General features: G+C 50.3%; 25 protein-coding genes. 10 read left to right on the top strand and 15 right to left on the bottom strand.

Annotated features, from left to right (window positions below; genetic code table 11):
* Positions 1 to 11: 11 nt before the first annotated feature.
* The 4 genes from rhaA to M2277_RS05760 all read right to left on the bottom strand — a co-directional run bounded on the left by rhaA (position 12) and on the right by M2277_RS05760 (position 4,307).
* Entirely contained in the window at positions 12 to 1,277 is a 1,266-nt protein-coding gene (rhaA, locus tag M2277_RS05775) for an L-rhamnose isomerase (RefSeq protein WP_036642373.1), read from the bottom strand.
* Positions 1,278 to 1,399: 122 nt separating this feature from the next.
* Positions 1,400 to 3,469 carry a bifunctional aldolase/short-chain dehydrogenase gene (locus tag M2277_RS05770; RefSeq protein ID WP_076150527.1) on the bottom strand — a complete coding sequence of 690 codons (2,070 nt, stop codon included), beginning with the start codon at positions 3,467 to 3,469 and terminating at the stop codon, positions 1,400 to 1,402.
* Between the two features lie 209 nt (positions 3,470 to 3,678).
* Complete coding sequence (locus tag M2277_RS05765) at positions 3,679 to 3,984, bottom strand: DUF4176 domain-containing protein (protein ID WP_063479932.1); 306 nt, start codon at positions 3,982 to 3,984, stop codon at positions 3,679 to 3,681.
* 5 nt (positions 3,985 to 3,989) lie between these two features.
* Positions 3,990 to 4,307, bottom strand: coding sequence for a hypothetical protein (locus M2277_RS05760; RefSeq protein ID WP_231888185.1), 318 nt, complete (start codon positions 4,305 to 4,307; stop codon positions 3,990 to 3,992).
* 366 nt (positions 4,308 to 4,673) lie between these two features.
* On the opposite strand from M2277_RS05760, the gene M2277_RS05755 reads away from it, so the two are divergent.
* Positions 4,674 to 5,564: a hypothetical protein gene (locus M2277_RS05755; protein ID WP_076150526.1), complete on the top strand. Its 891-nt coding sequence runs from the start codon at positions 4,674 to 4,676 to the stop codon at positions 5,562 to 5,564.
* Between the two features lie 96 nt (positions 5,565 to 5,660).
* Here M2277_RS05755 and M2277_RS05750 read toward each other — a convergent pair whose 3' ends face one another.
* The 3 genes from M2277_RS05750 to M2277_RS05740 form a co-directional block, all read right to left on the bottom strand.
* The gene (locus M2277_RS05750) at positions 5,661 to 6,017 is read right to left on the bottom strand and encodes a hypothetical protein (RefSeq protein WP_006211060.1); all 357 of its coding nucleotides are present in this window, start codon (positions 6,015 to 6,017) and stop codon (positions 5,661 to 5,663) included.
* Positions 6,018 to 6,118: 101 nt separating this feature from the next.
* Entirely contained in the window at positions 6,119 to 7,201 is a 1,083-nt protein-coding gene (locus tag M2277_RS05745) for a redoxin domain-containing protein (protein WP_280754349.1), read from the bottom strand.
* A 108-nt stretch (positions 7,202 to 7,309) separates the two neighbouring features.
* Positions 7,310 to 7,828 carry a GNAT family N-acetyltransferase gene (locus tag M2277_RS05740; protein WP_036642364.1) on the bottom strand — a complete coding sequence of 173 codons (519 nt, stop codon included), beginning with the start codon at positions 7,826 to 7,828 and terminating at the stop codon, positions 7,310 to 7,312.
* A 171-nt stretch (positions 7,829 to 7,999) separates the two neighbouring features.
* Here M2277_RS05740 and M2277_RS05735 point away from each other — a divergent pair, with 171 nt between their 5' ends.
* Both M2277_RS05735 and M2277_RS05730 read left to right on the top strand, forming a co-directional pair.
* Entirely contained in the window at positions 8,000 to 9,826 is a 1,827-nt protein-coding gene (locus M2277_RS05735) for a DUF2334 domain-containing protein (RefSeq protein WP_280754348.1), read from the top strand.
* An 81-nt stretch (positions 9,827 to 9,907) separates the two neighbouring features.
* On the top strand, positions 9,908 to 10,567 hold the full coding sequence (locus tag M2277_RS05730) for a pentapeptide repeat-containing protein (protein WP_006211064.1): 660 nt from the start codon (positions 9,908 to 9,910) through the stop codon (positions 10,565 to 10,567).
* A gap of 299 nt (positions 10,568 to 10,866) precedes the next feature.
* Here M2277_RS05730 and M2277_RS05725 read toward each other — a convergent pair whose 3' ends face one another.
* Genes M2277_RS05725 through M2277_RS05710 form a run of 4 tightly spaced genes read right to left on the bottom strand, consistent with a single transcriptional unit; the run spans position 10,867 to position 15,015 of the window.
* The gene (locus M2277_RS05725) at positions 10,867 to 11,970 is read right to left on the bottom strand and encodes a Gfo/Idh/MocA family protein (protein ID WP_280754347.1); all 1,104 of its coding nucleotides are present in this window, start codon (positions 11,968 to 11,970) and stop codon (positions 10,867 to 10,869) included.
* A 22-nt stretch (positions 11,971 to 11,992) separates the two neighbouring features.
* Complete coding sequence (locus tag M2277_RS05720) at positions 11,993 to 12,724, bottom strand: ThuA domain-containing protein (RefSeq protein WP_148247011.1); 732 nt, start codon at positions 12,722 to 12,724, stop codon at positions 11,993 to 11,995.
* 49 nt (positions 12,725 to 12,773) lie between these two features.
* Positions 12,774 to 13,934, bottom strand: a complete 1,161-nt coding sequence (locus M2277_RS05715; RefSeq protein WP_006211068.1) for a Gfo/Idh/MocA family protein — start codon at positions 13,932 to 13,934, stop codon at positions 12,774 to 12,776.
* 28 nt (positions 13,935 to 13,962) lie between these two features.
* Positions 13,963 to 15,015, bottom strand: coding sequence for a LacI family DNA-binding transcriptional regulator (locus M2277_RS05710; RefSeq protein ID WP_006211069.1), 1,053 nt, complete (start codon positions 15,013 to 15,015; stop codon positions 13,963 to 13,965).
* A gap of 210 nt (positions 15,016 to 15,225) precedes the next feature.
* Between M2277_RS05710 and M2277_RS05705 the strand changes: the two genes are divergently transcribed.
* The 3 genes from M2277_RS05705 (at position 15,226) to M2277_RS05695 (ending at position 18,139) form a co-directional block, all read left to right on the top strand.
* Positions 15,226 to 15,972: a sulfite exporter TauE/SafE family protein gene (locus M2277_RS05705; RefSeq protein ID WP_280754346.1), complete on the top strand. Its 747-nt coding sequence runs from the start codon at positions 15,226 to 15,228 to the stop codon at positions 15,970 to 15,972.
* Between the two features lie 104 nt (positions 15,973 to 16,076).
* Entirely contained in the window at positions 16,077 to 16,856 is a 780-nt protein-coding gene (locus tag M2277_RS05700) for a hypothetical protein (RefSeq protein ID WP_280754345.1), read from the top strand.
* 29 nt (positions 16,857 to 16,885) lie between these two features.
* A complete protein-coding gene (locus M2277_RS05695; protein WP_280754344.1) occupies positions 16,886 to 18,139 on the top strand; it encodes an MFS transporter in 1,254 nt (417 codons plus the stop codon).
* Positions 18,140 to 18,208: 69 nt separating this feature from the next.
* On the opposite strand, the gene M2277_RS05690 is transcribed toward M2277_RS05695, so the two are convergent.
* On the bottom strand, positions 18,209 to 19,972 hold the full coding sequence (locus M2277_RS05690; protein WP_280754343.1) for a glycoside hydrolase family 35 protein: 1,764 nt from the start codon (positions 19,970 to 19,972) through the stop codon (positions 18,209 to 18,211).
* A gap of 201 nt (positions 19,973 to 20,173) precedes the next feature.
* Between M2277_RS05690 and M2277_RS05685 the strand changes: the two genes are divergently transcribed.
* The 4 genes from M2277_RS05685 to M2277_RS05670 all read left to right on the top strand — a co-directional run bounded on the left by M2277_RS05685 (position 20,174) and on the right by M2277_RS05670 (position 22,948).
* Positions 20,174 to 21,088 carry an AraC family transcriptional regulator gene (locus tag M2277_RS05685; RefSeq protein ID WP_063479941.1) on the top strand — a complete coding sequence of 305 codons (915 nt, stop codon included), beginning with the start codon at positions 20,174 to 20,176 and terminating at the stop codon, positions 21,086 to 21,088.
* A gap of 135 nt (positions 21,089 to 21,223) precedes the next feature.
* On the top strand, positions 21,224 to 21,616 hold the full coding sequence (locus M2277_RS05680; RefSeq protein WP_036642350.1) for a DoxX family protein: 393 nt from the start codon (positions 21,224 to 21,226) through the stop codon (positions 21,614 to 21,616).
* Between the two features lie 589 nt (positions 21,617 to 22,205).
* Entirely contained in the window at positions 22,206 to 22,508 is a 303-nt protein-coding gene (locus M2277_RS05675; protein ID WP_280754342.1) for a hypothetical protein, read from the top strand.
* A 2-nt stretch (positions 22,509 to 22,510) separates the two neighbouring features.
* Positions 22,511 to 22,948, top strand: a complete 438-nt coding sequence (locus M2277_RS05670; protein WP_280754341.1) for a hypothetical protein — start codon at positions 22,511 to 22,513, stop codon at positions 22,946 to 22,948.
* 251 nt (positions 22,949 to 23,199) lie between these two features.
* On the opposite strand, the gene M2277_RS05665 is transcribed toward M2277_RS05670, so the two are convergent.
* Genes M2277_RS05665 through M2277_RS05655 form a run of 3 tightly spaced genes read right to left on the bottom strand, consistent with a single transcriptional unit; the run spans position 23,200 to position 25,851 of the window.
* Positions 23,200 to 24,210: a PHP domain-containing protein gene (locus tag M2277_RS05665; RefSeq protein ID WP_006211076.1), complete on the bottom strand. Its 1,011-nt coding sequence runs from the start codon at positions 24,208 to 24,210 to the stop codon at positions 23,200 to 23,202.
* A 19-nt stretch (positions 24,211 to 24,229) separates the two neighbouring features.
* Complete coding sequence (locus M2277_RS05660; RefSeq protein WP_280754340.1) at positions 24,230 to 25,051, bottom strand: alkaline phosphatase family protein; 822 nt, start codon at positions 25,049 to 25,051, stop codon at positions 24,230 to 24,232.
* 2 nt (positions 25,052 to 25,053) lie between these two features.
* The gene (locus tag M2277_RS05655; protein WP_006211078.1) at positions 25,054 to 25,851 is read right to left on the bottom strand and encodes a DeoR/GlpR family DNA-binding transcription regulator; all 798 of its coding nucleotides are present in this window, start codon (positions 25,849 to 25,851) and stop codon (positions 25,054 to 25,056) included.
* Positions 25,852 to 25,855: the final 4 nt, after the last annotated feature.

Raw genomic sequence — 25,855 nt, 5'->3', positions numbered from 1 at the left:
TCCTGCTCTACTTATGACCCGAAGCGCTTCAGTAATACGTCCTGCTCATACCGCTTCACTTCGGATAACCATTCTTCCCTGACGGGTACCCCCATGCGTTCGCAGTAGTAATCCCACACCGCTCCAAAGGGATAGGATTTAAACTCTTCCATTAACGCAAGACGGGTTGTGTAATCACCCTCAAGCTCGGCTTGCTTCAGCGTCTCGGTCGGTTCGAGCTTGGCACGAAGCAGCGCCTTAATCGTATTGCGAGTACCGATAACCCAAGCGGCAATGCGGTTAATGCTTGCATCGAAAAAGTCCAGCCCGATATGGGTGACACCAAGCAAGTCATTACGCACAAGCTCGCGTCCAATTTCAATTAACTCATCATCCATAATGACAACATGGTCACTGTCCCACCGCATCGGCCGGCTTACATGAAGGAGGAGCCCTTCCGTAAAGAGCGCGAGTGAGGACAGCTTTCCGGCAATGCCTTCGGTTGGGTGGAAATGACCTGCGTCAAGGCAAATCAGCTTATTATTCTGAATGCCGTACCCCATATAAAATTCATGGGAGCCGACAACGTAAGCCTCGGAGCCCAACCCGAACAGCTTGCTCTCTACGGCATCGAGGTTCCAGTCTGGATTGATCTCCTCGGCAAAAATCTCATCCAGCGATGCCTTCAGCCGTTGTCTGGGCGCTAAACGATCAACCGGTATGTCTTTATAACCATCCGGGATCCAGATGTTGGTCACGCAGGTCTGACCCAGCTGTTCACCAAAATAAGCCCCGATTCTGCGTGAAGCCTTGCAATGGTCAATCCAGAATTGGCGAATAGCCGGATCGGCATGGCTTAGCGTAAAACCGTCCCTCGACTTGTCGTGGGAGAAGCAGGTTGGATTAAAATCAAGCCCGATTCCCTGTACTTTGGCCCAATCCACCCAGGACTGAAAATGCTTGGGCTCCAGCTGATCCAAATCCACCGATTCCTCGGTGTCCGCATATATGGCATGGAGGTTCACCTTATGCGATCCCGGAATAAGCGACATCGCTTTTTCCAGATCGGCCCGAAGCTGCTCCGGCGTTCCTGCTGCGCCGGGATACTCGCCGGTTACGGAAATCCCGCCAGACAGCTCCTGATCCCGGAACAGAAATCCGCGAACATCGTCTCCTTGCCAGCAATGGATGGAGATTTTGATACGTTCAAGCTCCGTCAAGATTTCATCTACCTGGATGCCATGCTGCTCATAGAGCTTTTTCGCTTCTTCATAATTCCTTGCAACATCCTGCCTCATCTCATAACCCCCCGCTTGAATGAGGATCGCCGGGTCATAAGAGACCCAGCGCCCGATTATATGAAATATGATATCATCATGATTCCTTGTGGATCGCGTATGTGCATGTGCTTCTATCCAAATTAACGAGTAAATGCAGCCGGCACTCCGCCGTCAATGGTCAGCATGCAGCCGGTTGTCTTCGAGGATCTCGAAGAAGCGAAGTAAGCAATGCCTTCGGCAATGTCTTGCGGATATATATTCACAAGAAGAGTCGTGCGTTTACGGTAATGCTCTTCCAGTTGATCCGGTTCAATTCCATAGGCTGCCGCCCGCTCATTTCTCCAGTTCGAGTTCCATATTGCAGACCCTTGCAGAATCGCGTCAGGCAAAATCGTGTTGACTCGGATTCCGTATTCCCCGCCTTCAGCAGCAATGCAGCGGGCCAGATGCGCCTCCAGTGCTTTCGCGGAGCTGTATGCGGTCACGTTTTTCCCGGCATAGACGGAGTTTTTCGAGCCAACAAACACCATGCTTCCGCCGACGCCCTGTACCTTCATTAATTTAAAGGCTTCTCGGGCTACAAGGAAATACCCCGTCCCCAGAACGTTCATGTTCAGGTTCCATTCCTTCAGGCTAGTCTCATCAAACGGACTGGATGTTGCAAGGCCCGCGTTATTGATAATGATATCAACACCGCCATAGGTTATTGCCGTTTCACGATAGGCGCGTTGAACCGCCTCTTCATCGGTTACATCCATTTTAACAGCAAACGCCCGATGATCTCCGTATTTTGCATTAATCTCCTCGGCAACCTGCTGCGCTCCTTCTAAATTTAAATCGGCCAGCACAACATGCGCTCCCCCGGACACCAATCGACGGGCGGTTGCACTGCCGATCCCGCCTGCCCCGCCTGTGATGAAGGCAACCTGACGGGAGAACTCCGTCTCGGCAGGAGCGAGGGACAATTTGTACAGCTCAAGCGGCCAGTACTCTACATTGTAAGACTCATTCTCGCTCAGGGACACAAAATCACCCAGTGCCGTCGCCCCCCGCATAACCGCAATCGCCCGATGGTACAGGGCACCGCTGACTTGCGACATCGCCCAGCTCTTGCCGGTATTAATCATCCCGATTCCAGGGATAAGAATAACGCGCGGAGCTGCTTCGAACATAACATCACCTTCATGGCGGTTTCGTTCAAAGTACGCTTTATACTGCTCTTTGTAGTCTGCAATGCCTTCAATCAGCTTCGCCTTAAGGCCTTCCACATCGTCAGCATCCGGTGTCCAATCGATGAAGAGGGGAACAACCTTGGTATGGACCAGATGGTCTGGGCATGCCGCTCCCACCTGGGATAGCTTGGGGGCATCGCTGCCGCCGACAAAGTCCAGCACATCGTCCTGATCGTCAAAAGACAGGATCATCTTCTTGACGTCGCTCACAGCACCGCGAACGGCAGGCATCACCTCTGCCGCAATGCTGCGGCGTACCTCAGAGGTCAACGGGGCAAATTTGCGCCCGCCAAACAGTTTGTCGTTGTTAACCCGGGCTTCGATGAAAGCCTCTGCTTCGCTAATGATACGAATTGTTTGCGCATAACATGCCTCAGAGGTATCTCCCCAGGTTACGAGACCGTGCTTCTCCATGAGAACAAGCTCAGCTTTGGGATTCGCCAGCACCCCTTCCGCAATCATCTTCGACAGTGTGAACCCGGGTCGTACATACGGAACCCATACGAATCGGTCGCCAAAGATTTCTTGGGCCAGTTCCTTGCCGTTATGAGCGCAGCATAAGCTGATGATGGCATCGGGATGCGTATGATCCACATGCCGGAACGGCAAGAACGCATGCAGTAGCGTTTCAATGGAAGCGCGAGGATGCTTGGCATCCACCATGCAGTGGCCCAGATAAGCCACCATTTCCTCATCGGACATCGATTCCCTCTCGAACAATGGCCGAATATCCTCCAGTCGCAAGCCTGTGAAATTGCCCGATTTCATGGTTGCAAGGTCGGAGCCGCTGCCCTTCACATACATGACCTCTACATCTTTGCCTCGGAAATCCTGAATCGTGGTTTTGCTGGATGTGTTGCCGCCGCCCCAATTGCAGACGCGCCGATCCGCCCCAATCAAATTGGAACGGTATACAAGCTCATCCAATGTATTTTGTGCCTGCTGCGCTGTAGATTGTTCCCATAAGCTCTGAACCATGAAGTTTCCCCTCCGATTGACCATATGAATTTGCTTTCATTTGATTCCTATATTATCATGTCCGTTTATGTTTGAATAGTGTATTTTTCAAAAATAAACAAAGATCATTTATCTGTTTTTTTTGTTTTGTTATTTATACACGTTCCTCTGAAAACAAAAAAAGCAGCTCCGCTGGAGATGCCTCCATACCGAGCTGCTGTGTAATAGAGCTATGATTTATCCGCGCCTGCGGATTGCGCCATTTGATCGGCTTTTTCAATCCCTTCAATCAGCGCATCGCGAAATGCGATTTCATCGTCGTTAATATATCCCCTAAATACAACCTCCGATATATCCTCATGGTTAAAAAAGATATTGGAATCCTTCGTCAGATTGCCATGAGGGTAGAAGCAGGCGACATAATCCCAACGCTTCAACGTCTTGGAGTCATTCTGCATCCGCCCATATATCATCAGCGTCTGATCCCATTCCTTGAATTTGACCACCGAGCCTATCGGTAGCAGCTGCTGTTCCATGATTATCAACCCTTCATTATGTTTTTGCCTGCCCAATAAACCAACGAAACTACAAGCGGGACTCCCACCAGGTAGGATATACAGATCACTGCCTTTTCCGCGGCCGCATATTCCGCATTCAGTAAATTGGGAACAACCGTGCCGAGCACGCCTACTATGCCAATGACCGTCATTATGTATTTGAACTTCCTCTGTCTATCGTTCATCGGCACTCTGCCTCCTTTTACCCGCTCCACCATGTCACTGCTTAGTTGACCAGACTGAGCAAATTGTGCCGAAACCTGCTCCAGTTGCTCGGGTGTAACCAAAATTCGATTGGACATAAAAAATGACGCCCCTTCTGTCATGCTGCCCGTTCTCGTTAGGCAGTCCAAATACAAATTTCAAATCCTTACACTACTAATCGATCCTTCAAGTGAATAACCACATTTTTCAATTTAGTAGGTATTCAGGAAAGGAACAATCAAGCGAAGGGTTCATTTCTAGGCTGCTCACATTAGTTATTTAGCACTGGCTAAGCTTTAATTCCTGCACCACCATCCCCTCCGTTATCTCCTATCCCCTCCTTAAGCCCAGATAGGAACCATTCCCAGGTACGGTAACTGATTACATCCCCAGCCCGTTAATAAGGCAGCCTTTCTACTGTAAATTATAAGCAATTCATCATTACGGAGAGGATGTTAATCATTATGAATCAACCTTCACACGGAACAACCAACCAATTTGTCAAATTGTATAAGCAGGAGACCTGGCTTATGCTTGCAGGGCTGATCGGCTTCTTATTAGCCGGAATTTGCGGGATATGGGTCCTGCTGAATGGAGGACCTGTCGCCCCCGATGGCGATGTCTCCAAAGCAATTTCCTTTACTGCGGCGCTGGGAATATTCACGATTTCAACCGCAGCGATCTTGCCGGTATCCGGTTTAAGACCGAGAAGCAAGTCCATCTTCCGCTGCTGTTATATTTTTCTCGTTTTGTTTTCCTATTTTGCCGAGACGGTACAAAATTTCCGCGGTGTCAATCCGAGGTTCGTTCAGAACGGTTCCGCCTTTGATGTGGTCATAGCGATTTCTTTCTCCGCCGTGGCTTTGCTGCTCTTGATACTCTATCTGATTTTTGGGCTTCAGTACTTCCGGAAACAGGCGATGAAAGCACACCCTGAGCTTGTGCTTGGCATTCGTTATGCCATGATCGCGGTGCTGATTTCGTTTGCAGCCGGCATATGGATATCCATCAATGCTGGACGCTTCACCGGAATCGGCGGTAACATCATCTGGCTCCATGGGTTAGGCTTTCATGCTCTTCAAGCAATCCCATTCGTAGCCTGGCTGTCCTTGAGAAAATCCTTCAATCCTGCAGCCAAACCGATACTCATCCATATGAGTGGCATCGCTTATCTCCTTGGATTGGTTGCCATCGGCTGGCAAACGCTTCTCGGTTATTCCATTGCCGAATGGTCTTTACTTCCGATTCTGGCCGGAAGCTGTTTTCTCATCGCATTTACTCCTGTCATATGGCTCCTGAGACAAACCAATGCTTCGGCTTCAGCCCTACTCAGCTCCCATGCCCGAAATATATAATCCGGAATTAAAAAGGAGACAGCGCTGGGATATCCCATGCCCTGTCTCTTCTATATAAAACATCATCTGCCGGTGATCACGTGTTCTTTCTCTATTTTAGATAAACAAGAATGGAATGAGGAATAACAGAGCGATGGCTTCCCAAGCAAATACATTGCCTCCCCAGCCGTATCCTCTTCCGTATCCACCGCCATAGCCATAGCCACCGCCGTAGCCATATGGTGCAAATGCGGATGTTTGCGCACCATTTTTAGCTGACTTTGAAGACTTCTTGCCTTTTTTGCCTTTTGTGGACAATATATATGCGGATGGGTTCGCAAATTCGAGTTCGAGGCCTCGATCATGTACACCGCGAATAGTCCCCACGACTTCAGTTCCATCATGCATGACAGCGCAGATGGATTTGCCGACGTAATTTCTGCATCCGTCTGCCGATATTGGTATTGGTTGCACTTTTTTTCCCCCTCCCAAGCGTTTGTGTATTATATTCCTGCTGGAGGGAAGTCGGCAGAGATAAATGTCCACAAAGCCAAAATTCCGCCTTTTCACCCTGCTTATTCACGCGCTTTACGGTAGGCTTGTTCCATCAGATCTTCGTTTATCGCCCCTTGAAACCGCTCCGAAATGATACCGTTTGGCGATATCACATAGGTAGTCGGATAGGCTACGACCTCATAGCTTTTTGTGTTCTCCCCGTTCCGGTCATATAGAACAGGAAAGGTTAAACCGTTCTGCTCGACAAAAGCCTGCACCTCGCTCATGTTAGTTTCCAGATGCGTCATATTAACTGCCAGAATCACAACGTCTTCGTCTTGATGCTTATCGTAAAAATCCTGCATATATGGCATTTCTACCTTGCAAGGCGGGCACCAGGATGCCCAAAAGTTAAGAAGAACCGTTTGTCCGCGATAATCCGACAGCTTTACCTTCTGTCCTTCCAGGTTCAGGAGTGCGACGTCCGGTGCGCGAAGTCCTGGCTTCAAGCCCTCGATAATATGATCCGCATGTTCTCCTTGACTCGGAGCACCGGCATCTCGCTCGCTGGCCGAATTGGAGGCAAAGTCATAGATTACCCATATGAACAGAGCTGACATGAGAAGCAGCACTGCCCTGTTCCTCCCTAAACCGAGCGTAAGGTAATGGGTTAGCGGCTTCTGGAATTGAAGCCAGCTCAGGATAAGCAGAACACCGAACAATACAATGTAGAACAACGAAATCGTTACACTCGCTCCATCCGCCCACAGCCACTGAAATATCGATCCTGCCAGTCCGCTCGCGAATGCCGACAACATAGCCGACTTGAGCAGCAGACCCGAATTTACCCTGCTCTTATTCCATCGAAGACCAACATAGAGAAGCGCAAGGATGCACCCCAGCCAGATGCCTCGGGTTCCGCCCGTCATATAAATAAGGGACGTCGGATGCTGAAGGGTTCGGATTGGATCAAACAGCAGCATGCCGAATTTCCACGAGATAAAACCAAGGATCAGCGCAGTCAAAAAAGTGTCAAGGACCCATTCCCGCTGCGGCTCCTGGCGCAAGCGAATTCGAAGTGCTGCAAGCCCGGCCGCAGCACAGATAAGGAAGAGAACGATATCTGCCCTGATCATCAAAGGACCTATGGGAATAATACTCAAATGCGAACCTCCTACGATATGACAAGGATTAATAATTACCCACAGGGGTATATATGTTAATCATAGTAGATTGCCGCACGGATGTAAACTTTAAGGGGATTGCCTGAATTATGTGATCTTGTCAATGGAATCCCACAGCAATGCAATCTCGGTATGGGTTTTCCCGCCGATGACAATCTCTTTTCGTTTCTGTTCCTGTCCGCCCTTATGTCTATAAAAGTGTTCTGCCGAATTGCCTTCAAGTACCCAGACCAATAAGGAGGTGTATCCCTTCATATTCATATACTCTTTCAGCCTGGCAAACAGTTGGTTTCCATAGCCTTGCCCTTGAATCTCTTCCAACAGATAGACGGCGTAAAGTTCTCCTTCATGAGGCATCTTCTGCTCACGTTCTGTGCCGTAAGACATAAACCCGTACACCTTTCCGTCTTCATCGGCCACGACAAGCAGCTGCTCGTCCTCCGGCATGTTCGCCAGCTTCCAGCGCCAGCCCTCTACACGATCGGCGGCAGACAGCGCTTGTAAGAAGCGATCGTCCACAATTCCCTTATAGGTTGTTTTCCAACTGTCCACATGCACCTTGGCAATACCTTCAGCGTCATGTTCATTAGCGTATCTGATCTGCATGTTCTTCCTCCTGCTCGTTTTTTCTTCTCTTTGTATTCGCTTGACAGTCATTTGATCCTCTTTTTCGTGCAACACCGTTCCTCAGAAATGGCACGGTGCACCGTCCCCGCATAAATATATGGATATACTCCGCATTACGATCCAGTGTATCCGGGAAAGGAGCACATCTGAATGAATAAAGCACTAATACGCCTTGAAGATATCGGGCCAGGAGGAAATTACGAGAGTGAGGAACAACAAGCCAAATTACTTGTCATCGCTCAGTTCCTACATAATGAAGGAATCCCCTTCCATCTTGCGGTCATCCCGCATTATGTCGATCCAGCACAGAGTATTGACAGGTCTATAACCGATGCGGAAAATGATGTTTCCCTTCGTTTTGTCCTTATGCTCAGAACGCTGCTCACTCTTGGCGCCTCGCTCGGCATGCACGGATATACGCATCAATACGAGGACTCGGTCAGCGGAGACGGGTTCGAGTTTGCCTATCCCGATTGCAGCGCCAATTGTCCCCCCGATGATCGGTCCGACGCTCTCACGTCTCTCCTGCAGCTTCAGCAATCCTATGCGTATCAGCGGGTTCAGCTTGCCGAGAATGCCTTCCAGGCGGCCGATCTGACCGCCGGCTGGTTCGAAACTCCCCACTATACTGCTTCCCCCGTCCAACGGCATATCATCGAGATCTGTAACGGCATTCTATATGAATCCCCGCCATCCGCACCGGATGCGAGGACGCCTGTACTCAAACTCGACCCTGACGATCCATTCTCGAACGGAACCCTCTATGTACCTACCCCGCTCTATTACGTTGCAGGTGACAACATCGAAGAAGATGTAGCTCGTATCGGGCAAACCATAAAGGACTATACGGGCGGGAAGGATCTGGCGTCATTTTTCTACCACCCGTATCTCGAATTCTCATATATTCACCTTCGTGCTAACGGTACTGTCCATTATGATCCGAACTCGCCCCTCAGAAGAATCATTCGGTACTTCAAACAGGAGCATAAATCCTTTGTCCCCCTAACGTCGCTGACCCCGTTCATACCGGATTTCAGGGAGAGCGGTTTGCTGAATAAACTCACAATCAAGCACCCGACATTGCTGCTTGCCAAAAGAAATCGGCAGCCAGATCAGTTATTTATTCGAAGTGAAACCGACAACCTATGGTGCATAGCGACTATTCGATTCGATGCTCCCCTTCGGCTCCATAACGGCGTGTTGTCCATACGCCCGTTATTGACGGGTTGGCCGCTCCATCCGGGCGGCACGGCTATGACAGGGGATTATGATGGGGACGGAAGGATGGATACGGCCGTGTGGTATGGGGAGCCTGGATTGTGCGAGGTTGCCCTTGGCACAGGCACCACCTTATGCCCTGCGGGTGCATGGCTGTCAGAAGCTGAAGTCATGAACTGGGAGTGTTTGACCGGTGATTTTGACGGGGATGGCAGGCATGACTTATGTTTATGGAATCCTCGCAGCGGAAAAGCCGCCATTGCCTACAGTTTCGGGAGCGGCTTTGCTACTCCTGTTATTCAGAACAAGGTTGCTGTACGTGAAGGAGAAATTCCCTGCATAGGGGATGTGAATGGGGACGGCCTGGATGACCTCGTCGTTTGGAATCCCGCCACTGGAACCTGTCGGGTCTGGCTAAGCAGTTGCAGAGACCTCCTGGATGCCGGTATATGGTATTCGGCCCATAACCTGAGCGACTCGCAGCTGTCGGTGAGGCTTGGTGATGTAGATGGCGACGGGTATGAGGATTTGGTGCTTGTTGATCATAAAACGGGCAGCTGGTCTGTTTACTACAGCTCGGGAGCCGCCTTCGGTCCACGCGAAGCTCTATTTGGCCCATGGATATCTGGAGAACAGATGATCCCATTTGTTGGCGATCTGACCGGTAAAGGCCGAGTCAGTCTGCTGGCATGGTCGCCCCAGCTTCTTGGCGGAACTTTGGATGCTGCGATCAACATCAAGGACCGGACAATGGATTAAGGACATGATATACTTCTATACAATAAAGCCTGCGATTAGCCGGAAGTTCATCATCCTTATTCCCATTTTGGAGGAAAGATCATGCCATCCAACCATTCAGCACCCGTCAAAATCGTGAAGCCCAAACTCCCCAAGCAGCTTGAACCTTTGATCCTGTCCGATGCAGGTGTCGACGATGAAGCTTCATTTGAGCAATCCACCTGTCAGGACGAAACCTTATCATATGTTGCAGCCAACAAGGTTCTGTTTGATCAAATGATATTCAATAACGTTACATTCCAGCACGTCTCCCTCCACCACGCCGAACTTACAGATATCGTGTTCAATCATTGCGACTTATCCAACGTGGATCTCAGCGAGGCTATCATGTACCGCGTGCAATTCAATCATTGCAAAATTCTAGGGCTAGACCTAACGGCAGCCACCATCCGTAATGTGCTGTTTAATCACTGCACAGGGGATTACGCCACGCTTCGCTTTGCTAACATGAAGCAGGTTTCCTTTCAATCCACCTCCCTTGTAAAATCGGACTTTTACCATTCTGAATTAAGCAAAGTGGAGTTTCTGGATTGTCAGATCGATCAATCGCAATTCTCCGGCACGAAGCTGGCAGGGATTGATTTAAGCCGTACGGACTTCCATAACATAGGCGTTACGCTGGAGGATCTGCAGGGATGCATCATTTCGCCGCATCAGGCCATTCCTTTAACCAAAATATTCGGTCTTGTCGTAAAGGAATAACAGCGCGTTATGCTCGCAGGCGGGATGTAGATTGTCAGCCCTGCTGCCCGCCCGCAGCGATCGGGATGACCAGAAGGAAAATGCTGCACCAAGGTGCCTAACTTGGAGGAACAGTTTGTTTTGATTCCGATGGGGACTGCCGGGGAAATCCGCGAGAGCTCTTTATACTTAACAACGGATCAAGCATGTCCCGGTCCACGCATCGTTTTAAATAGGCAGCCGTCCGGACGATAAAGCGGCTTGCCCCGGAGGTCTTATGACCTTTCGGAGCAAGCCGCTTTTTGAATGTCACTCTATTCTCAATCCAGTGTGTACTTCTGCAAATCCAGCGGCAGCGGTGCCGGGACGTCGCAGGAGCTGGCCATCTCATACCGTTTGCCTTCATCGGATGCATCATGGAATCCCCACATGGCTTCAAGCACATGATAGGCCAACTCTCCGCTGGCACGATGAGGTCTTCCGCTCCGAATAGCATAAGCCATATCGGCCGGACCGATGCCTCTCGTATTCTCGTGATATCCAGGAAGCAGCGGTTCTTCCGTCCAATCGCTTTCACCGGTCAATCGATATTTCACGGATCCGCCAAACCCGTTCGGATCCGGCACCAGGATCGTGCCCTCCGTACCGTAAATCTCAATATTCGGAAGCGTGCTGCCGCCAAATGCATCGAAACTCGTAATCAGCGTGCCAATGGCGCCGTTATGAAACTCCATGAGTCCAGCCACGTGGGTAGGAACATCCACCGGAATCTTCTGTCCGTGCTTCTTCTCGCTCGTAATGGTCCGCTCTGTAAGCGCCGCTCCGGTCATGCCGCTAATGCTGCGGATAGGTCCCAGCAGTTGGACCAACGCTGTCAGGTAGTAGGGTCCCATATCAAACATCGGACCGCCACCGGCAGCGTAGTAAAATTCAGGATCGGGATGCCAGTGCTCATGCCCGCGGCTCATCATGAACGCGGTCGCTGCAATCGGGGTGCCAATCCGGCCATTCTGAATCAGCTTCAAAGCCGTCTGGATGCCGGATCCAAGAAATGTCTCGGGTGCGCATCCTACCCGGAGCCCCTTGGCCTCGGCAAGGTCCAGAACCGCCTTGCCCTCTTCACGGGTAACACCCAGCGGCTTCTCAACGTACACATGCTTGCCGGCTTGAAGCGCATCCAGCATAATCTTCGCATGGAGTGCAGGAATCGTCAGGTTTATGACCAGCTCAATCTCCGGATCGGCAAGCAATTCTTCGGTGGTGTACACATTCGGGATGTTGTACTTGGCTGCCTGCTCCTCGGCACGGGCACGATCGATATCCGCGCAAGCTGTCAGCTCCAGAATGTCAAACTTATGGCAATTTTCCATATAAATGCCGCTGATTTTTCCGCAGCCAATAATGCCAACCTTTACTTTCTTCATGATCCAAGTCTCCTCCTGCCGCTTATTGGCTGTCTCCCATGCCTGTGTATCCTTGACCTTCCGTAAACAAACTCATATCCGAGCCAGAGTACAACGATTTGCCCTCTGCAGCCCACAGCAAACCTCTGCGCATCATTTCCTTCACCTGAGGCATGTCGACGATATCCGCATGATGACCGAGCGAATTATAATATACGCGTCCGTATCCCCAGCGTTTGGTCCACGCCACCGGCATGTCAACCGCTTTGTTCAGGAGATGCGGTCCTGCCGCAACCGGAAAACGGGTGGTTGCCAGTACCTCGACTGCCGGGTCCACATGCAGATAATACTGCTCGGACGCCACGGTGAAATCCTCCATCCCTTCCACCAGCGGACTGGAGCTGGATTTAATCTCTACCCGGTAGTTCACACCATCATTTCCCGGATGCGCAACCCAATTGCCCCCGGTCATGAACTGCCAATCCACGTTGCTGCGGAATGAATCGCACATCCCCCCATGACAGCCCGCCAAACCGGTTCCCTGCTGCACGGCAAGCGATACGTTCTCCACCTGCTCCTTCGATATTTCGCCCATCGTCCATACCGGCACGATCAGATCCAGTGCCTGCAGCTTATTTGCATCATTCAATGCATCAAGCGTGTCCGATACCTCAACCTCATATTGTTCCTGACGCAGCAATTCAGCGAAAATACCGGCCACCTGCTCGGGTTCATGTCCGTCCCAGCCGCCCCATACGATTAAAGCCTTTTTCATGCGTAGCACTCCCTTTTATGTGTCCGACCAGGTCGGTCGAATGAGTTAATTACATTTCTGACAGTTGAACCCAGCGACGCTCCTCAATGGATTTATCCACGGCTTCCAGCACGGCCTGACACTTCACCCCGTCGTAGAAACTCGGCACGGGCTGTCTGCCTTCCGATATGGCGCTGGACAGCTCCAGAATTTCATGCGTAAACGTGTGCTCGAAACCAATCGTATGTCCGGGCGGCCACCACGCTTCCATATAATCATGTACAGGATCGGTTGCCAGCACGCGGCGGAAGCCCTGCACATCCTCATCGTCAGAGGTGAAATAAACCTCCAGCTCATTCATCCGTTCAAAATCAAATTTGACGCTGCCAAGGCTGCCATTGATCTCAAAAGAATTGGTGCTTCGATGTCCTGCCGCAAAGCGCGTCGCCTCAAAGCTGCCCAGCGCCCCGTTCTCAAAGCGGGTCATGAACAGCGTCGCATCGTCCACCGTCACCTTTCCTTTGGGTCCTCCATCACTTCCTTTTGCACTTAGCCCTGTCATTTCACTGGCAATCGGACGCTCCTTGATAAAGGTCTCGCTCATCCCGATCACTTCCTGCATATCGCCAACCAGATAATGTGCAAGGTCAATCAGGTGGGCGCCGAGATCCCCGTGTGAACCCGATCCGGCGACTTCCTTCTGCAGCCGCCATACAAGCGGAAACTGCGGATCCATAATCCAATCCTGAAGAAACCAAGCGCGGAAATGATAGATCTGGCCCAATCTCCCGCTGTCCACCAGCTTCTTGGCCAGCCTTACCGCCGGCGAGAACCTGTAGTTAAACCCGACCATGTGGGTCACGCCTGCATCTTCCGCTGCCTGCAGCATCTCTCTGGCATCCGCCAGCGTCAACGCAAGCGGCTTCTCGCAGAATATATGCTTGCCTGCCTTGGCGGCAGCAATGGCAATCTCCTTATGAGCATCGCTTGGAGCATTGATATCGATCAGATCAATATCATCCCGGTTCACAAGCTCCTTCCAATCGGTAACGCTTTCACGCCAGCCCAGCTGATCCGCCGCTTCTTGCACTGCCGATACATTGCGCCCGCAGATCGCTACCATCTCTGGCTTCAACGCCTCCGGGAAGAACATCGGGAGGCTCCGGTATGCATTACTGTGGGCTTTGCCCATAAATTTATATCCGATCATGCCGACACGTAATTGTTTCATCTTTCATTCCTCCTTGAATAAGGGTTCATTAATTTCGATGAAGCGAAGATGCACGAATGACAAGACGGGTGGACAGCTGCCGATGAAGTACCGTGTTCATCTCGCTCTCATCCTCGGACTCGGAGGCGTCCAGCCTATGAAGAACATGTTCCGCTGCAAGACATCCCAGTTCGTAGAAGGGAACTCTGACGCTGGTAAGCGGCGGGGTACAGAGTTCCGCAGCTTCCGAGTCATCGTAACCGACAAAGGCAGGCATTCGTTCTTCAGAAATTCCGAGCGCGCGCAAGCCCTGCTGAAGACCAATCGCCATTCGATCATTGGCAGCAAAAACCGCTTCGATTCGGTCCAGCTGCCTTGCAATCAGCTCAGCTGCGGCATAACCGCTCTTGCGGCTGAAATTGCCTTCGAACAGCAGCGACTCATCCAGCGCGATCCCCGCTTCATTCAGCGCTTGAGCATACCCCTTCAACCGGTCGCGACTGTTCGAATACTGGGACGGTCCGTTGAGAAACGCAATCTTCCGAAATCCCTGCTCGGTCAAGTGGCGAACGGCTTGATAGCTGCCATCCACATGATCGGCATCCATGACATGAAATGCCTCGCCTTCAAAGTATTGATTAATCAGGCAATATGGATGATTTCCCTCGCTCAGCTGTTGAATGGCTTGCCGCTCTCCCCCATCATCCCTGGCACCAAGAATGATGCAGGCATCCACCTTCTGGGTGCGGAACAGATTCATGTAATCCATCGAACCGCCCGGCTCACGGAACAGCATCAACAGATCATATTTGCTCTCCAGCGCCTTGCTGCCAATACCGCTTAATATTTCGGAGAAATAATAAGCGGAGAATATGCGGGCTTTCGGCAAATAGGGCATCACAACCCCAAGGTTGCCGCTCCGGCGGCGGGCAAAACTTCTGGCAAGCGCACTCGGGGTATAACCGAGCCGATCCGCAGCTTCCAGCACACGCAGCCGGGTCTCCTCCTTGATCGGTCCGACCCCGTTCAGAACCCGGGATACCGTGGCTTCCGACACGCCTGCAAGCTGTGCTACCTCTTTACGACTAGCAATAATAATCATGCCTCCCGCAATTTATGTACGCGCGTACATTTTCTCATGGAGCTGCATGGTTGTCAACTGCTTCACGACAATTGGTCCATGGTCTAGCGGTTTCCTTCAGGACAATCCCTCTGCCGCTCGGACCAGCCTCATCAAGCACCTCGAATCATTCACAATTTGATGTATAATAGGAAAATTGATATTAAACTTACAACGAAAGAAGAGACACATATGAGTATTTTCATCACGATGTTATTCCTGGGAGGTCTTCTCGGATTTGTAGGTGCTGGTGGATCCGGATTCCTCATTGCACTTCTGGTCACTGTATTTCATATTCCTGTACATACGGCGCTGGGCACTTCCATTGCTGCCATGGTATTCACCATGATATCGGGTTCCGTCAGCCACCTAAGAGAGAAAAATGCGATACTATCAACAGGACTTGCCGTCGGATTGTTCGGCGCCGCGGGTGCATATGCAGGCAGCTTTGCCGCTCGCCTGATTCCGGAGGACCGGCTTGTCTTATGTACAGCCATCATGCTGTTTCTATCCGGCCTGCTGATTATGCTGCGAACGCGCATGCAGTTTACGCCGAAGCCCATGCTGACCTCCATTCGCTCCTCGAGATTTTGGATGATGGCACTGATCTCCGGTTTGATAACTGGAGGCATGTCGGGTGTGTTCGGTATCGGTTCAACTCCGTTCATCCAGCTTGCGCTTATGGTTCTGTTCAATATGCCAATAACGCTGGCTGTAGGTACAACCATGATGGTTATTATGCCGATTGCGCTCTTCGGGGGCATCGGTTATTTTCAAGCAGGGTACATCGATTGGCAGCTGTTGCTGCAAGTGGTTGCAGGTACGATGATCGGATCGTACATCGGAGCAAAGTATACAAGCAAGGCACCCAGAACGCTGCTGCGATTCTCCATGATTCTCATGCCGATACTGGGAGGGATCATCATGCTGCTTCGCTAATCGTCCAGACTCCCTGAATCAAGATTGTTCTTGCGCCCCTTTTACAGATATGCAATAATCTTCAGCAGAAATTTATTAAATCAGTTTAAAAAGTCAGGAGAGGCGTGATCATTACGCGAGAAAAAGCTTTGTCGACGCCGCAATCCATGAGACACACTGTTCGGCGCGCACTGCGCTCCTCGCTGCTGGAACTGAGCAGTGGAACCAAGGCAGAGCTTAGCGACAAACTCGGCATCAGTTTCCCGACGGTTGGCAAAGTGCTGGAACAGATGAAGCAAGAAGGGGAAGTCACCCTGCTTGGACTGGATGAATCGAGTGGCGGCAGGCGTGCGAATCGTTATGCTTTTAATCAGGATTACATGCTGGGTCTCGCTGTTTATTACGAGAAGGAGCAGAGCGTATATACCCTTTTCAACTGGAACGGCGACCTTATAGAGCGGACAGTCGAAGACGCCGTACTCCATTGCGAACCGGAGGCTCTTGCATCCCAGCTGGGAAACTGGATCCGGAGCTACCCGAAAATCCGTTCGATTGCCGCTGGCTTGCCGGCCGCCGTTCGTGATGGCGTCATTTTTCATATCCCAACGTATGGAGCCTTTCAGGACTATGACCTCAAGTCGTATCTGGAGACCCTGTACTCCATTCCTGTCGTGGTAGGCCGCCTGAGCGCAACCTTTACCGCGATAATCAATCCCGATGCCATCATGTGGTGTGAGCATGATCTCCTCCCCTCCACCCTGATCTCGATTAAAGAACGGGCTTCCACTTACGTACCGAAACCGCATTTGCCCGAGATGCAACTTCGCGACTGGGAACAAGACTATATAGCCGGCTTACAGCGGCTTGCTCTGGATATGATGATATCCGATACTCGTGCAGTGTAAAATTCAACGATGATGATTGGGGAATAACCGTGAATACTGACCTTCAAACGAAAGCAAAACCGAAATTCAGCAAGGATTACACCCTCCATTTGGCAACCATATTTCTCGGCTTTATCATTTTCGGGATATCGGAAAATATTAAAGGACCCGCCATACCCAGAATTCAATTCGATTTTCGTCTGGACGAAATGCAGATCGGCACATTGCTGTCGCTGAATGCACTCGGATATTTGATCGCTTGCTCCTTCACTGCCCTGTTAACCCGCAAGATCGGGATCAAATGGGTCAGCATGGCTGCCTTTGGATCAATGGCGATTTCCGGCGTGTTTATTTTTCTGTCACACAGCTACCCGATGTTTACCGCATCCTACTTCTTAATGTACATAGGAAACGGCATGCTCGAGATTGGACTTGCGATCTTGGCAGCCCGGATTTTTGTGCGAAATACCGGTACGATGATGAACCTGTCCCATTTCTTCTACGGGATTAGTTCAACGGTGGCACCGATGATTGCATCCGGCTTAATGACCGTAACCGTATGGAATCACACGCTGGACTGGCGGGGAATGTACCTGGCTATGCTTATGTTATCCCTACTGCCGATGATCCCGGCATTGATGAGCAAATTTCCCGGGGATGACCTGTCCGAGACGGAACGCGTTCCACTGAAACAATTGGTCAGAGATCCTGCCCTGTGGCTTGTTGTCATGATCCTTTCCTTCGGTGTTGTCTCGGAGATGGCCGTCGGCGGGTGGCTCGTCAACTTTCTTGAAAAATCGTACAATTGGGAGCCAACCGCAGCGGCTGGAATGTTATCCGCGTTCTTTCTCTGTTTCTCGGCTGCTCGTCTGCTGCTGGGCCCGATCACGGACCGGATCGGTTTCACTCTATCGATTATCATTCTGTCTGCTCTGACCGGAGTATGTACCTTTATCGCGATCTTTGGCGGGGAATCCTACGCCTTCCTGTTCGCGGCAGCCGGTATCGGAATCGCTCCGATTTATCCGACAGTTATGGCTTTGATTGCCAAAAGATATCCAAGAGAAAGCGATACCGCCATCACGTTTATCGTCACCATGATGGGGATTGGCAGCGTCATTGGCAATTACGCAATCGGTGCCATTACGAACGGCTTCAAACAGATGTATGGCAGCGAAACGGAGCTGGGTCTGCTGAGAGGACTCCAAGCCGGCTATGGCTTCATCGGATTATGCGCGGTGCTGTGCTCGCTGTTCGGCATCGTCTTGTATCGCTATTTAAGGGTTCGCAAGCAATTGATCTAATTACGCAGCTTTAGAAGAAAAAAGGGAGCCAGCCCGAAAATCGATTCGGGTGGCTCCCTTTTCCTTTTCTCAGCCCAGATCGGGCTTATCAACAAGATGGACGCACGCATCGCCGGAATGATGCAGTTCAAATACCGTGATTGCATTGCGACCCTGCTTCAGCAGCGGTCCAGGCACATAAAGTGTTGCCTGCGGCCCTTCCTTCCAATAGCGTCCCAGATTGAAGCCATTGATCCATACTACGCCTTTTCCCCATCCATCCAGACGAATGAATGTATCACCGATTTCATCAACCGTGAATTCGCCGGTATAGAAGGTAGGCCGATCCTGCTGATCCAATGCACCTTCCAGCGCTTGGAACGATGCCGCATTCGGATTCTCTAACGGCAGCGGATAGATGCTCCAGTCGAACAGGAACTGGTTGTTCATCCGAGCTCCCTCCGTGATGCCCTTATAGTCCTTCAGTTTCGGACCATAGTTAACCCGCCCCATATTCTCGACAACAATCTCCAGCTTCGCCCCGGCTGACGGAATATCGAGCTGCAAGGCTTGAGGATTCCAGCGCTCAACGGTACCCTGATAAATACCATTCAAGAATACCTGAGCCCGGTCATGCACCTCTTGCAGATGCAAGAATTCACCCTGACGTGGACCCGAAACCACCGTTGAATACACAATGAACCCATAACTTTGACCCAACAACTCCATAGGAACAGGCGTTGTGCGTTTCACCTGCTCCGACAGTACCGGCAACTGCTCCAGTAAGTCGGCATAATGCGTCATGCGAACAGAGCCATAACTTTTCTTCACCGAAGGCTGAGGCAGATTGGGCAGATCCGCAATCTCAAGCCCCTGATGCTTAACAATCGCACTGCGAACGGCCTCATATTTAGCGGTTGCATCCCCGCATTCCGAGAGAGGAGCATCATAATCATAGCTGGTGACTGTCGGTTCATACTTTTCTTGATCATTCGCTCCGTTGTAGAATCCGAAATTCGTTCCGCCATGAAACATGTAAAAATTCACGGATGCATTCAGACGAAGCATCTCCTCGAATACCTGGGCAACCTCCTCGGAGCTCCGCGTATGATGCGGTTTCAGCCAATGATCAAACCATCCGTTCCAGTATTCCATGCACATAAGAGGATCTTCTGTCCGGTACTCTCGCAGTTTAGCGAAGGCTTCCCCGGGTCTGGATCCGAAATTGACGGTTGCAAGCACGTCCGGTACGGTTCCCCCCTGCAGCATGCCATCCGTTGGACCATCTGAAGTGAACAGCAATACATCCACGCCACGCGCGGACAAGCCGTCTTTTAAATATTCCAGATAGGCCGTATCATTTCCATAACTGCCGTACTCATTCTCAATCTGAATCGCAATCACCGGACCTCCCTTGGAGGTCAGCAGCGGAACTATTCGTGGAATCAGTTCATCGTAATAGTGGTCAACCTTCTCCAAATAGACGGGGTCCATACATCGCAGATGAATATCCGGATACTGCAGCAGCCAGGCAGGAAGCCCGCCGAATTCCCACTCTGCACATATATAAGGACTTGGCCGAAGGATCACGTGCAGCCCCAGATGACCGGCTATTTGGACAAACCCTTCCAAGTTAGCTATGCCATCAAACGTAAATTGCCCTTCCTTGGGCTCATGCAAATTCCACGGAATATAGGTCTCCACGGTGTTGAACCCACACGCTTTAAGCTTCATCAACCGGTCTTCCCAATATTCCGGAACGATACGAAAATAGTGAACAGCACCTGACAGAATCTGAATCGGTTCATCCCCTAACACGAACTGTTGATTAATCGCTTTCAATTGAGGCTGCATCTTATATTCCCTCCATGATTCATATCATTTCAATTTCACCACACACTGCTATCATCTATCAAAAGCGCTTTCTGCTCAATCTCCAAATGGATCATTCTCTATACCTTTTGTGTCAAATTCTCACGATGTCATGAACTTAATATGATAAAATAGAGGGCATACATATTAGAGTGAAAGATGCTAAAAAAGGAGCCCGCTGCTATGGATATTACATTCCGCTTTCCCAATATCATTCACACGCTTCAGGTAACCGGATGCCATTTTGATATCCAGCCACCTGGCTGGAGTTATCCGAGGCATCATCATCACCTGTTCGAGCTGCTGTACTGTCTGGAAGGCGAGGTCTTGCAGGAAATTCACCGGGAATCCATTACGCTTCGGCAAGGGGAATGGCTTCTGATCAAATCCGGGGTACCCCATCAAACCTCTAATCTGTCCAATAAGCAGTACGGATACTTCAATGTTCATTTTGATCTCGATGATACGGAAATTCGGCGCTCACTAGCCGCTGCCCCTTACCGCCATATTCGCCAGCAAGAAAGCGAACACAGTAAACTGCGCGCTTATGTTCAAGAGCTTGAGGGAATCGTTCGGCGCAGTCAGCCGCCAGCTCATTCACTTCATCCGGAGAACCCGAGAGCCGAATACAATCTCACCTTTGAAGACAGGCTGCTGCTCCAATCCTATACCCTGCTTATCATTCATGATGTGCTCTCTCTCCTGAAGATGCAGGAAACACTCAAGCCACGACATTCCTTACCGGCGGCAGCGGGCACTCACAAACCGTCTTCCTTGCTTGCAGCCGATGCGGCTCATGCCATTGAAGAGAAACTATCCTCGGGGCTCACCGAGGATATATCTGTCGCGGCGGTGTCCAAAGAGCTTAATTTAAGCCGCAGCCAATGCAGCAAATTGTTTCGCCAAGTCTATGGAATATCGCCAAGACAATATATCAGCCGTCAAAAGCTCAGCTTGGCCAAGGAGCTGCTTATCACGACCCATCTGCCGATGACCGCGATCGCCGACAAACTCGGGTTTCGCTCCGCCAGCCACTTTTCAAGGCAATTCCGCCGCTGGACCGGACAGTCGCCGACTGAATACCGGCCCAGACACTAAATTGTAAAATCCGATTATTTTTAGTTAGTTACTTGACATTAAATAGCATTATTGAGTATGATACAACTTGAGTTTCAACTATATAAAAGTTAGTTGATAACATTTCAAAACAAAGATAAGGAGTTGTTACATTTCATGCGTAGTTATTCTTCTACGGGCACATTCATTATTCGGGTTATACTGGGGGTCATCTTTTTGGCTCACGGTTTGGATAAGTTCCAGAGCGGCATCGGAAATATCGAAGGATTCTTCGCAAGTTTGGGTATCCCTGCATTTATGGCTACCGTTGTCGCCATTATCGAAATTGTTGGTGGCATTGCACTGATTATCGGTTTGGGAACGAGAATTGCCTCCCTAGTTCTGGGTGTCGTACTAATCGTCGCTATTTTTCAGGCCAAGCTGGGCATGGGCTTCCTGGGTGGCTATGAACTGGATATAGCCCTGCTCGCAATGGCTGTCCATCTTGCCCTTAGCGGCAGCAGCCTGCTCTCAGTTGATTCATTGTTTAGCAAGAAGAACAAAGCCTAAAGTAAACGCAAAGATTTGCCGGTGATCCGAGGCGACGACCTCATGAAAGAAAAACGTCTATCGACGTACTCTCAAAGAAGACAGACCGCATTTAGCGGTAGTTTTACTTGTGATATCAGGCAGCAGATCCTCCGAAGTTTATACTTTCTGATATCTAAGAAAGAGCCGTACCTGACGATCAGTCTCCCATGACCCTGATCCAGATCCGCTTGCTGAAAATCTACTGTAGCCTTCCAATTTTTCACCTTGTCGGCCCCCGTGCATTCTAATGAGTCTCTATCGCTTCACTTGCGTTAGCTTGCCCCTCCTTCACTGACAATGCGACAAGCGATAGTCCAGTGAACAGGTAGCACCCCTCTGGTATATAATTTTATTTAGGTTAATTTAAAAGGATGCTTTGTTATGTCTAGTCCAAAATTGACCGGTTCACATTCTACATTAATTTTCTATAAAGGGGTGACATTTAAAAATGATTGTAAATGTTAATGTTTTAACTTTAATGATATTATAGCGGCATTACTGAGCGCGCAAGACGGAGATATATTCAATTTTTTTTATATAAAACGACATCAATTTCAGCAGCGGTGTTATGATACAACAAAATATCACAATTAACCTGATAAATAGCAGCGGCAATAATAGTGTTACACTTGCGATTACAAATGGAGGAAGTTTTCGTCACTTTTCAACGTTAACAAACGGCAGTTTAACCGGAGTGTCGATGACCATAGGTGTTGGTATCATCCTTGATGGCGGAGGAACAGGCGGCGGCATTTTAATTTTCGGCTCCGGTTGTTCCCTAACGCTTGACGGCTGCATAATTACCAATTGCAGGAACAGTGGCAACGGTGGCGGCCTCCTGGTTCAGGGAATATCAGTAGAAGCAGTCTGATCATGAACGCCGCGCTCATAGAAAACTGCCAAGCCGGTAGTGGTGATGGCGTCTTTGCCGCGGGCTGTGACATCGAGATGAACGGTGGGGAAATAACAGGCATCCGTGCGAACAACAGCGGTGGCGGTATTACCACAATAGCGGGAGGTACCAGGCTCGGTTGCACCCTTACCATTAACGGAGGGAAAATCATCGCTAATTCTACCGTGTTGGCTTTCGGTGACGCAGGAGGTACAAACGCGTTTGACACCATCGTTACAATTCAAAACAGTGAAATAAGCAACAATACGGCGGACAACAATGGCGGCGGCATAATTGCTAATAACATCGCATTCATGGACGGCGGCGCTATCATCGCCAATGGCTCGCTCGTTTCGATTGCCGGCGCTGAAATCATAAATAATACCGCGGCTGGGGACGGAGGAAGTTATATTTATTAATATGCTCGCCAATTTAACGGTATTTGCCTCCGTTATATTCAGTGGAAACACCGCGCAGACATTATTGTCTTTTCTAAATGTTTTTAACATTTACGACATTGGTGTCGGGATGAAGTAAAACAGCGGCGGTACCTCCGAAAGCAGCGTCATTAACGCGTATTCGAATGGTACCGCGACTGAACCCCTCTATCTCCTACTAGTTATTTATGCAGTTTGCTTGACGGGGTGCAGTTCAACTTACAGCCCCCCTGCTAGTATATGACTCCATTTATCGGCACCAACATCCGCTTCCCATTTCTGAATGCCACAAGCTCCTTATAACCCATACGTTCAACATCCGCTTTGGCCTGATCCAACAGCATCCCGATATCATCCGGAAAATGCGCGTCCGAGGACAAAGTAAGCGGAACCTTATATTCAGCGAGCACGGAGAGAAATAACGGACTCGGGCAGCTCTCCCCGATCGGGTAACGGTAAGCAAGTCCCGTATTGATCTCGGTAATGACCCCGCTCTGTACCATTTCCTTCGCCAGCATTCGGTAATAAGGAAGCAACTCCTTCTCGTCAACTGGCCGGAATCCGAATACCTTGAGGTTGTCCGGATGGGCGATAATATGAAACAGCCCCGACACGCAGGCCTGCCTTAACAGCTCGTAATAGTGCTTATAAGTCTGAACCGGATCTCTCCCCTCAAATTTGCTCTTCGTCTCAGGATTGTCAAATCCCCACCCGTCCAAAAAATGAACGGACCCAATGACGTAATCCCACTCGGACCCTGCGAGAATTTCCCTCAGCTCCTGTTCTCCACCTGGAAAAAAATCGGCTTCGATTCCCAGGGCAAGATCCGGTCTGGAGGCCTTTGCCTCTGTTACGAAGCGGACAAAATCGGAAAGCGAAGCCACGCATACCTGATCCAGCCACGCTTGCTGCATTCTCCCGACAGGGGTATCGTCCAGCAGCATATGCCTCTCATAATACGGCCGACATTCCCGAAAACGGTATAAATGATCTACCACGCCAAACTGTCCGATCCCTCTTTTGCGCCCTGTATTCAAATAGCGGTCCAGCCATTCCTCACTATAGCAGCCCTGCTGTATTCTGCGTGACAGGAGCTTTGCCATTTCCTCCCCATACTGCAGTGTATGATGGCCTAATGATGCCTCCCGTTCAGGCTCTGTAGAGGCAAGCGCCTGCAAAGTACGGGATAACCAGCGCAGCGAATAAGGGCCTTCCTCCAGATGAAAATGCATATCTACCTTCATAAGTCGTATCCCCCTTGATCTAATCCCACGCCAGCATCGCTTCCGAAGGTTTGATTCCTAAATAATGGCACATCAACGGTGCCAAATGCAGCTGCGATATTGCCCCTGTCTGATCCGGCATCAAGGAAGGTGAAGGCAACTCGCCAAACACATAGAGCGGAACATTCCGTTCTTCAGGCTCGGTTCCTCCATGATGACCCATCGCATTCATCCCGTGATCGGACGTGACCACCACATGATATCCCTGTAATCTCCACGCAGGAACCAAGGTCGCCAATATGCCGTCTACAACACGTACAGAACCGGCATATTCCTTGCTTTCACCCCCATGCTTATGGCCCATGTCGTCGATATTCATAGAATGAATATATAAAAAATGCGGATCGTACGTCGATCTCAAATGCTCGGCATCTATAAACAGATGGCTGTCAGGATAGTAATCCTCGAAATAGAACAGCCCATGCTGGATCAGCCTGCTGACATCATGCTGATGGCGGTCTGCGACAGGGTTAAATGGAGCGCTGTTATAAAGCTCGCTTACCCAATGATACGCGGCCGCAGCAGTCCTTAGTCCGGCCTCGCGTGCGAGATGGAACACGCTCTGTTCATGACTCAACCTCGCAATATGGTTCGCCGTGATCCCGTTTCTCGCCACGTGCGTGCCGGTCAGCAGCACTTCGTACAGCGGACGCGAGAGACTCGGCAGCTGGGATTGTACCCGGTAGCAGTTCGCCTCGCCCTGCTCAACAAGATGCTCCATATATCCCAAATACTTGCGGGCGGCATCGTATCTTAATCCATCCAGTACAACTACGATAAGCTTGGCTTCTCCTTGCAACATCCTTAATCCCCTCTTTTCGTGGCTTCAATCCAATGGATACGGTGGCTTCTAAGCCCTTGCAACCATTCCTTAGGCGGAGCAGTATCGCTAACAATGGTATGAACCCTGTGCATCGGCACAATTTCGATGAATCCTTCTTTATCCAGCTTGGAGCCGTCGGCCAATACGATGGTCTGGGAAGCTGCATCTATCATCCTGCGCGACATCCCGGTCTCGTTCGGATCATAGTCGCTGATGCCCCGTTCCAAGGACATGCCTCCAACAGAGATAAACGCCTTATCTACACGGAATTGGGAGAGGACGTGCTCTCCAAGCGTACCGGACATGGATTGCTGCTCCGGATTCAATTCACCTCCGACTACAAAAATCTTCCCTGAGAATCTCCCGCTGTTCAAAGATTCCATTAAATGATAAGCGACGGCAAGCGAATTGGTCAGAATCGTCAGACGCTCTCGTCCATGTATCGCCTTAGCCAGCTCAAGCGTCGTCGTCCCTACGTCGACCGCAATGGTATCACCGGATTCAATCAATTCCGCAGCCATGCGCCCAATCCGCTCCTTCTCTTCCGCATTCACCATTTGGCGTTGTAAATAGGGAGGCTCGAAGCTGGTCATTTTCGTCAAAACCGCTCCCCCGTATACCCGCTTGGCTAAGCCTTCCTTTTCCAGCAGCACAAGGTCACGCCGAACCGTCTCCTCTGAAACCGTAAAATAGGCCGACAAATCAGGAACCTTTACCTGACCCTGCTGCTTCAATTGCTCGATAATCACTCTCTTACGTTGTTCAGATGAAATGGACAATTAT

This window comes from Paenibacillus sp. LBL (assembly GCF_029893715.1).
GTDB classification, from domain to species: domain Bacteria; phylum Bacillota; class Bacilli; order Paenibacillales; family Paenibacillaceae; genus Paenibacillus_AQ; species Paenibacillus_AQ glucanolyticus.
Note: the sequence above shows the minus strand (reverse complement) of the source record. Positions and strands in the feature narration are given on the sequence as shown.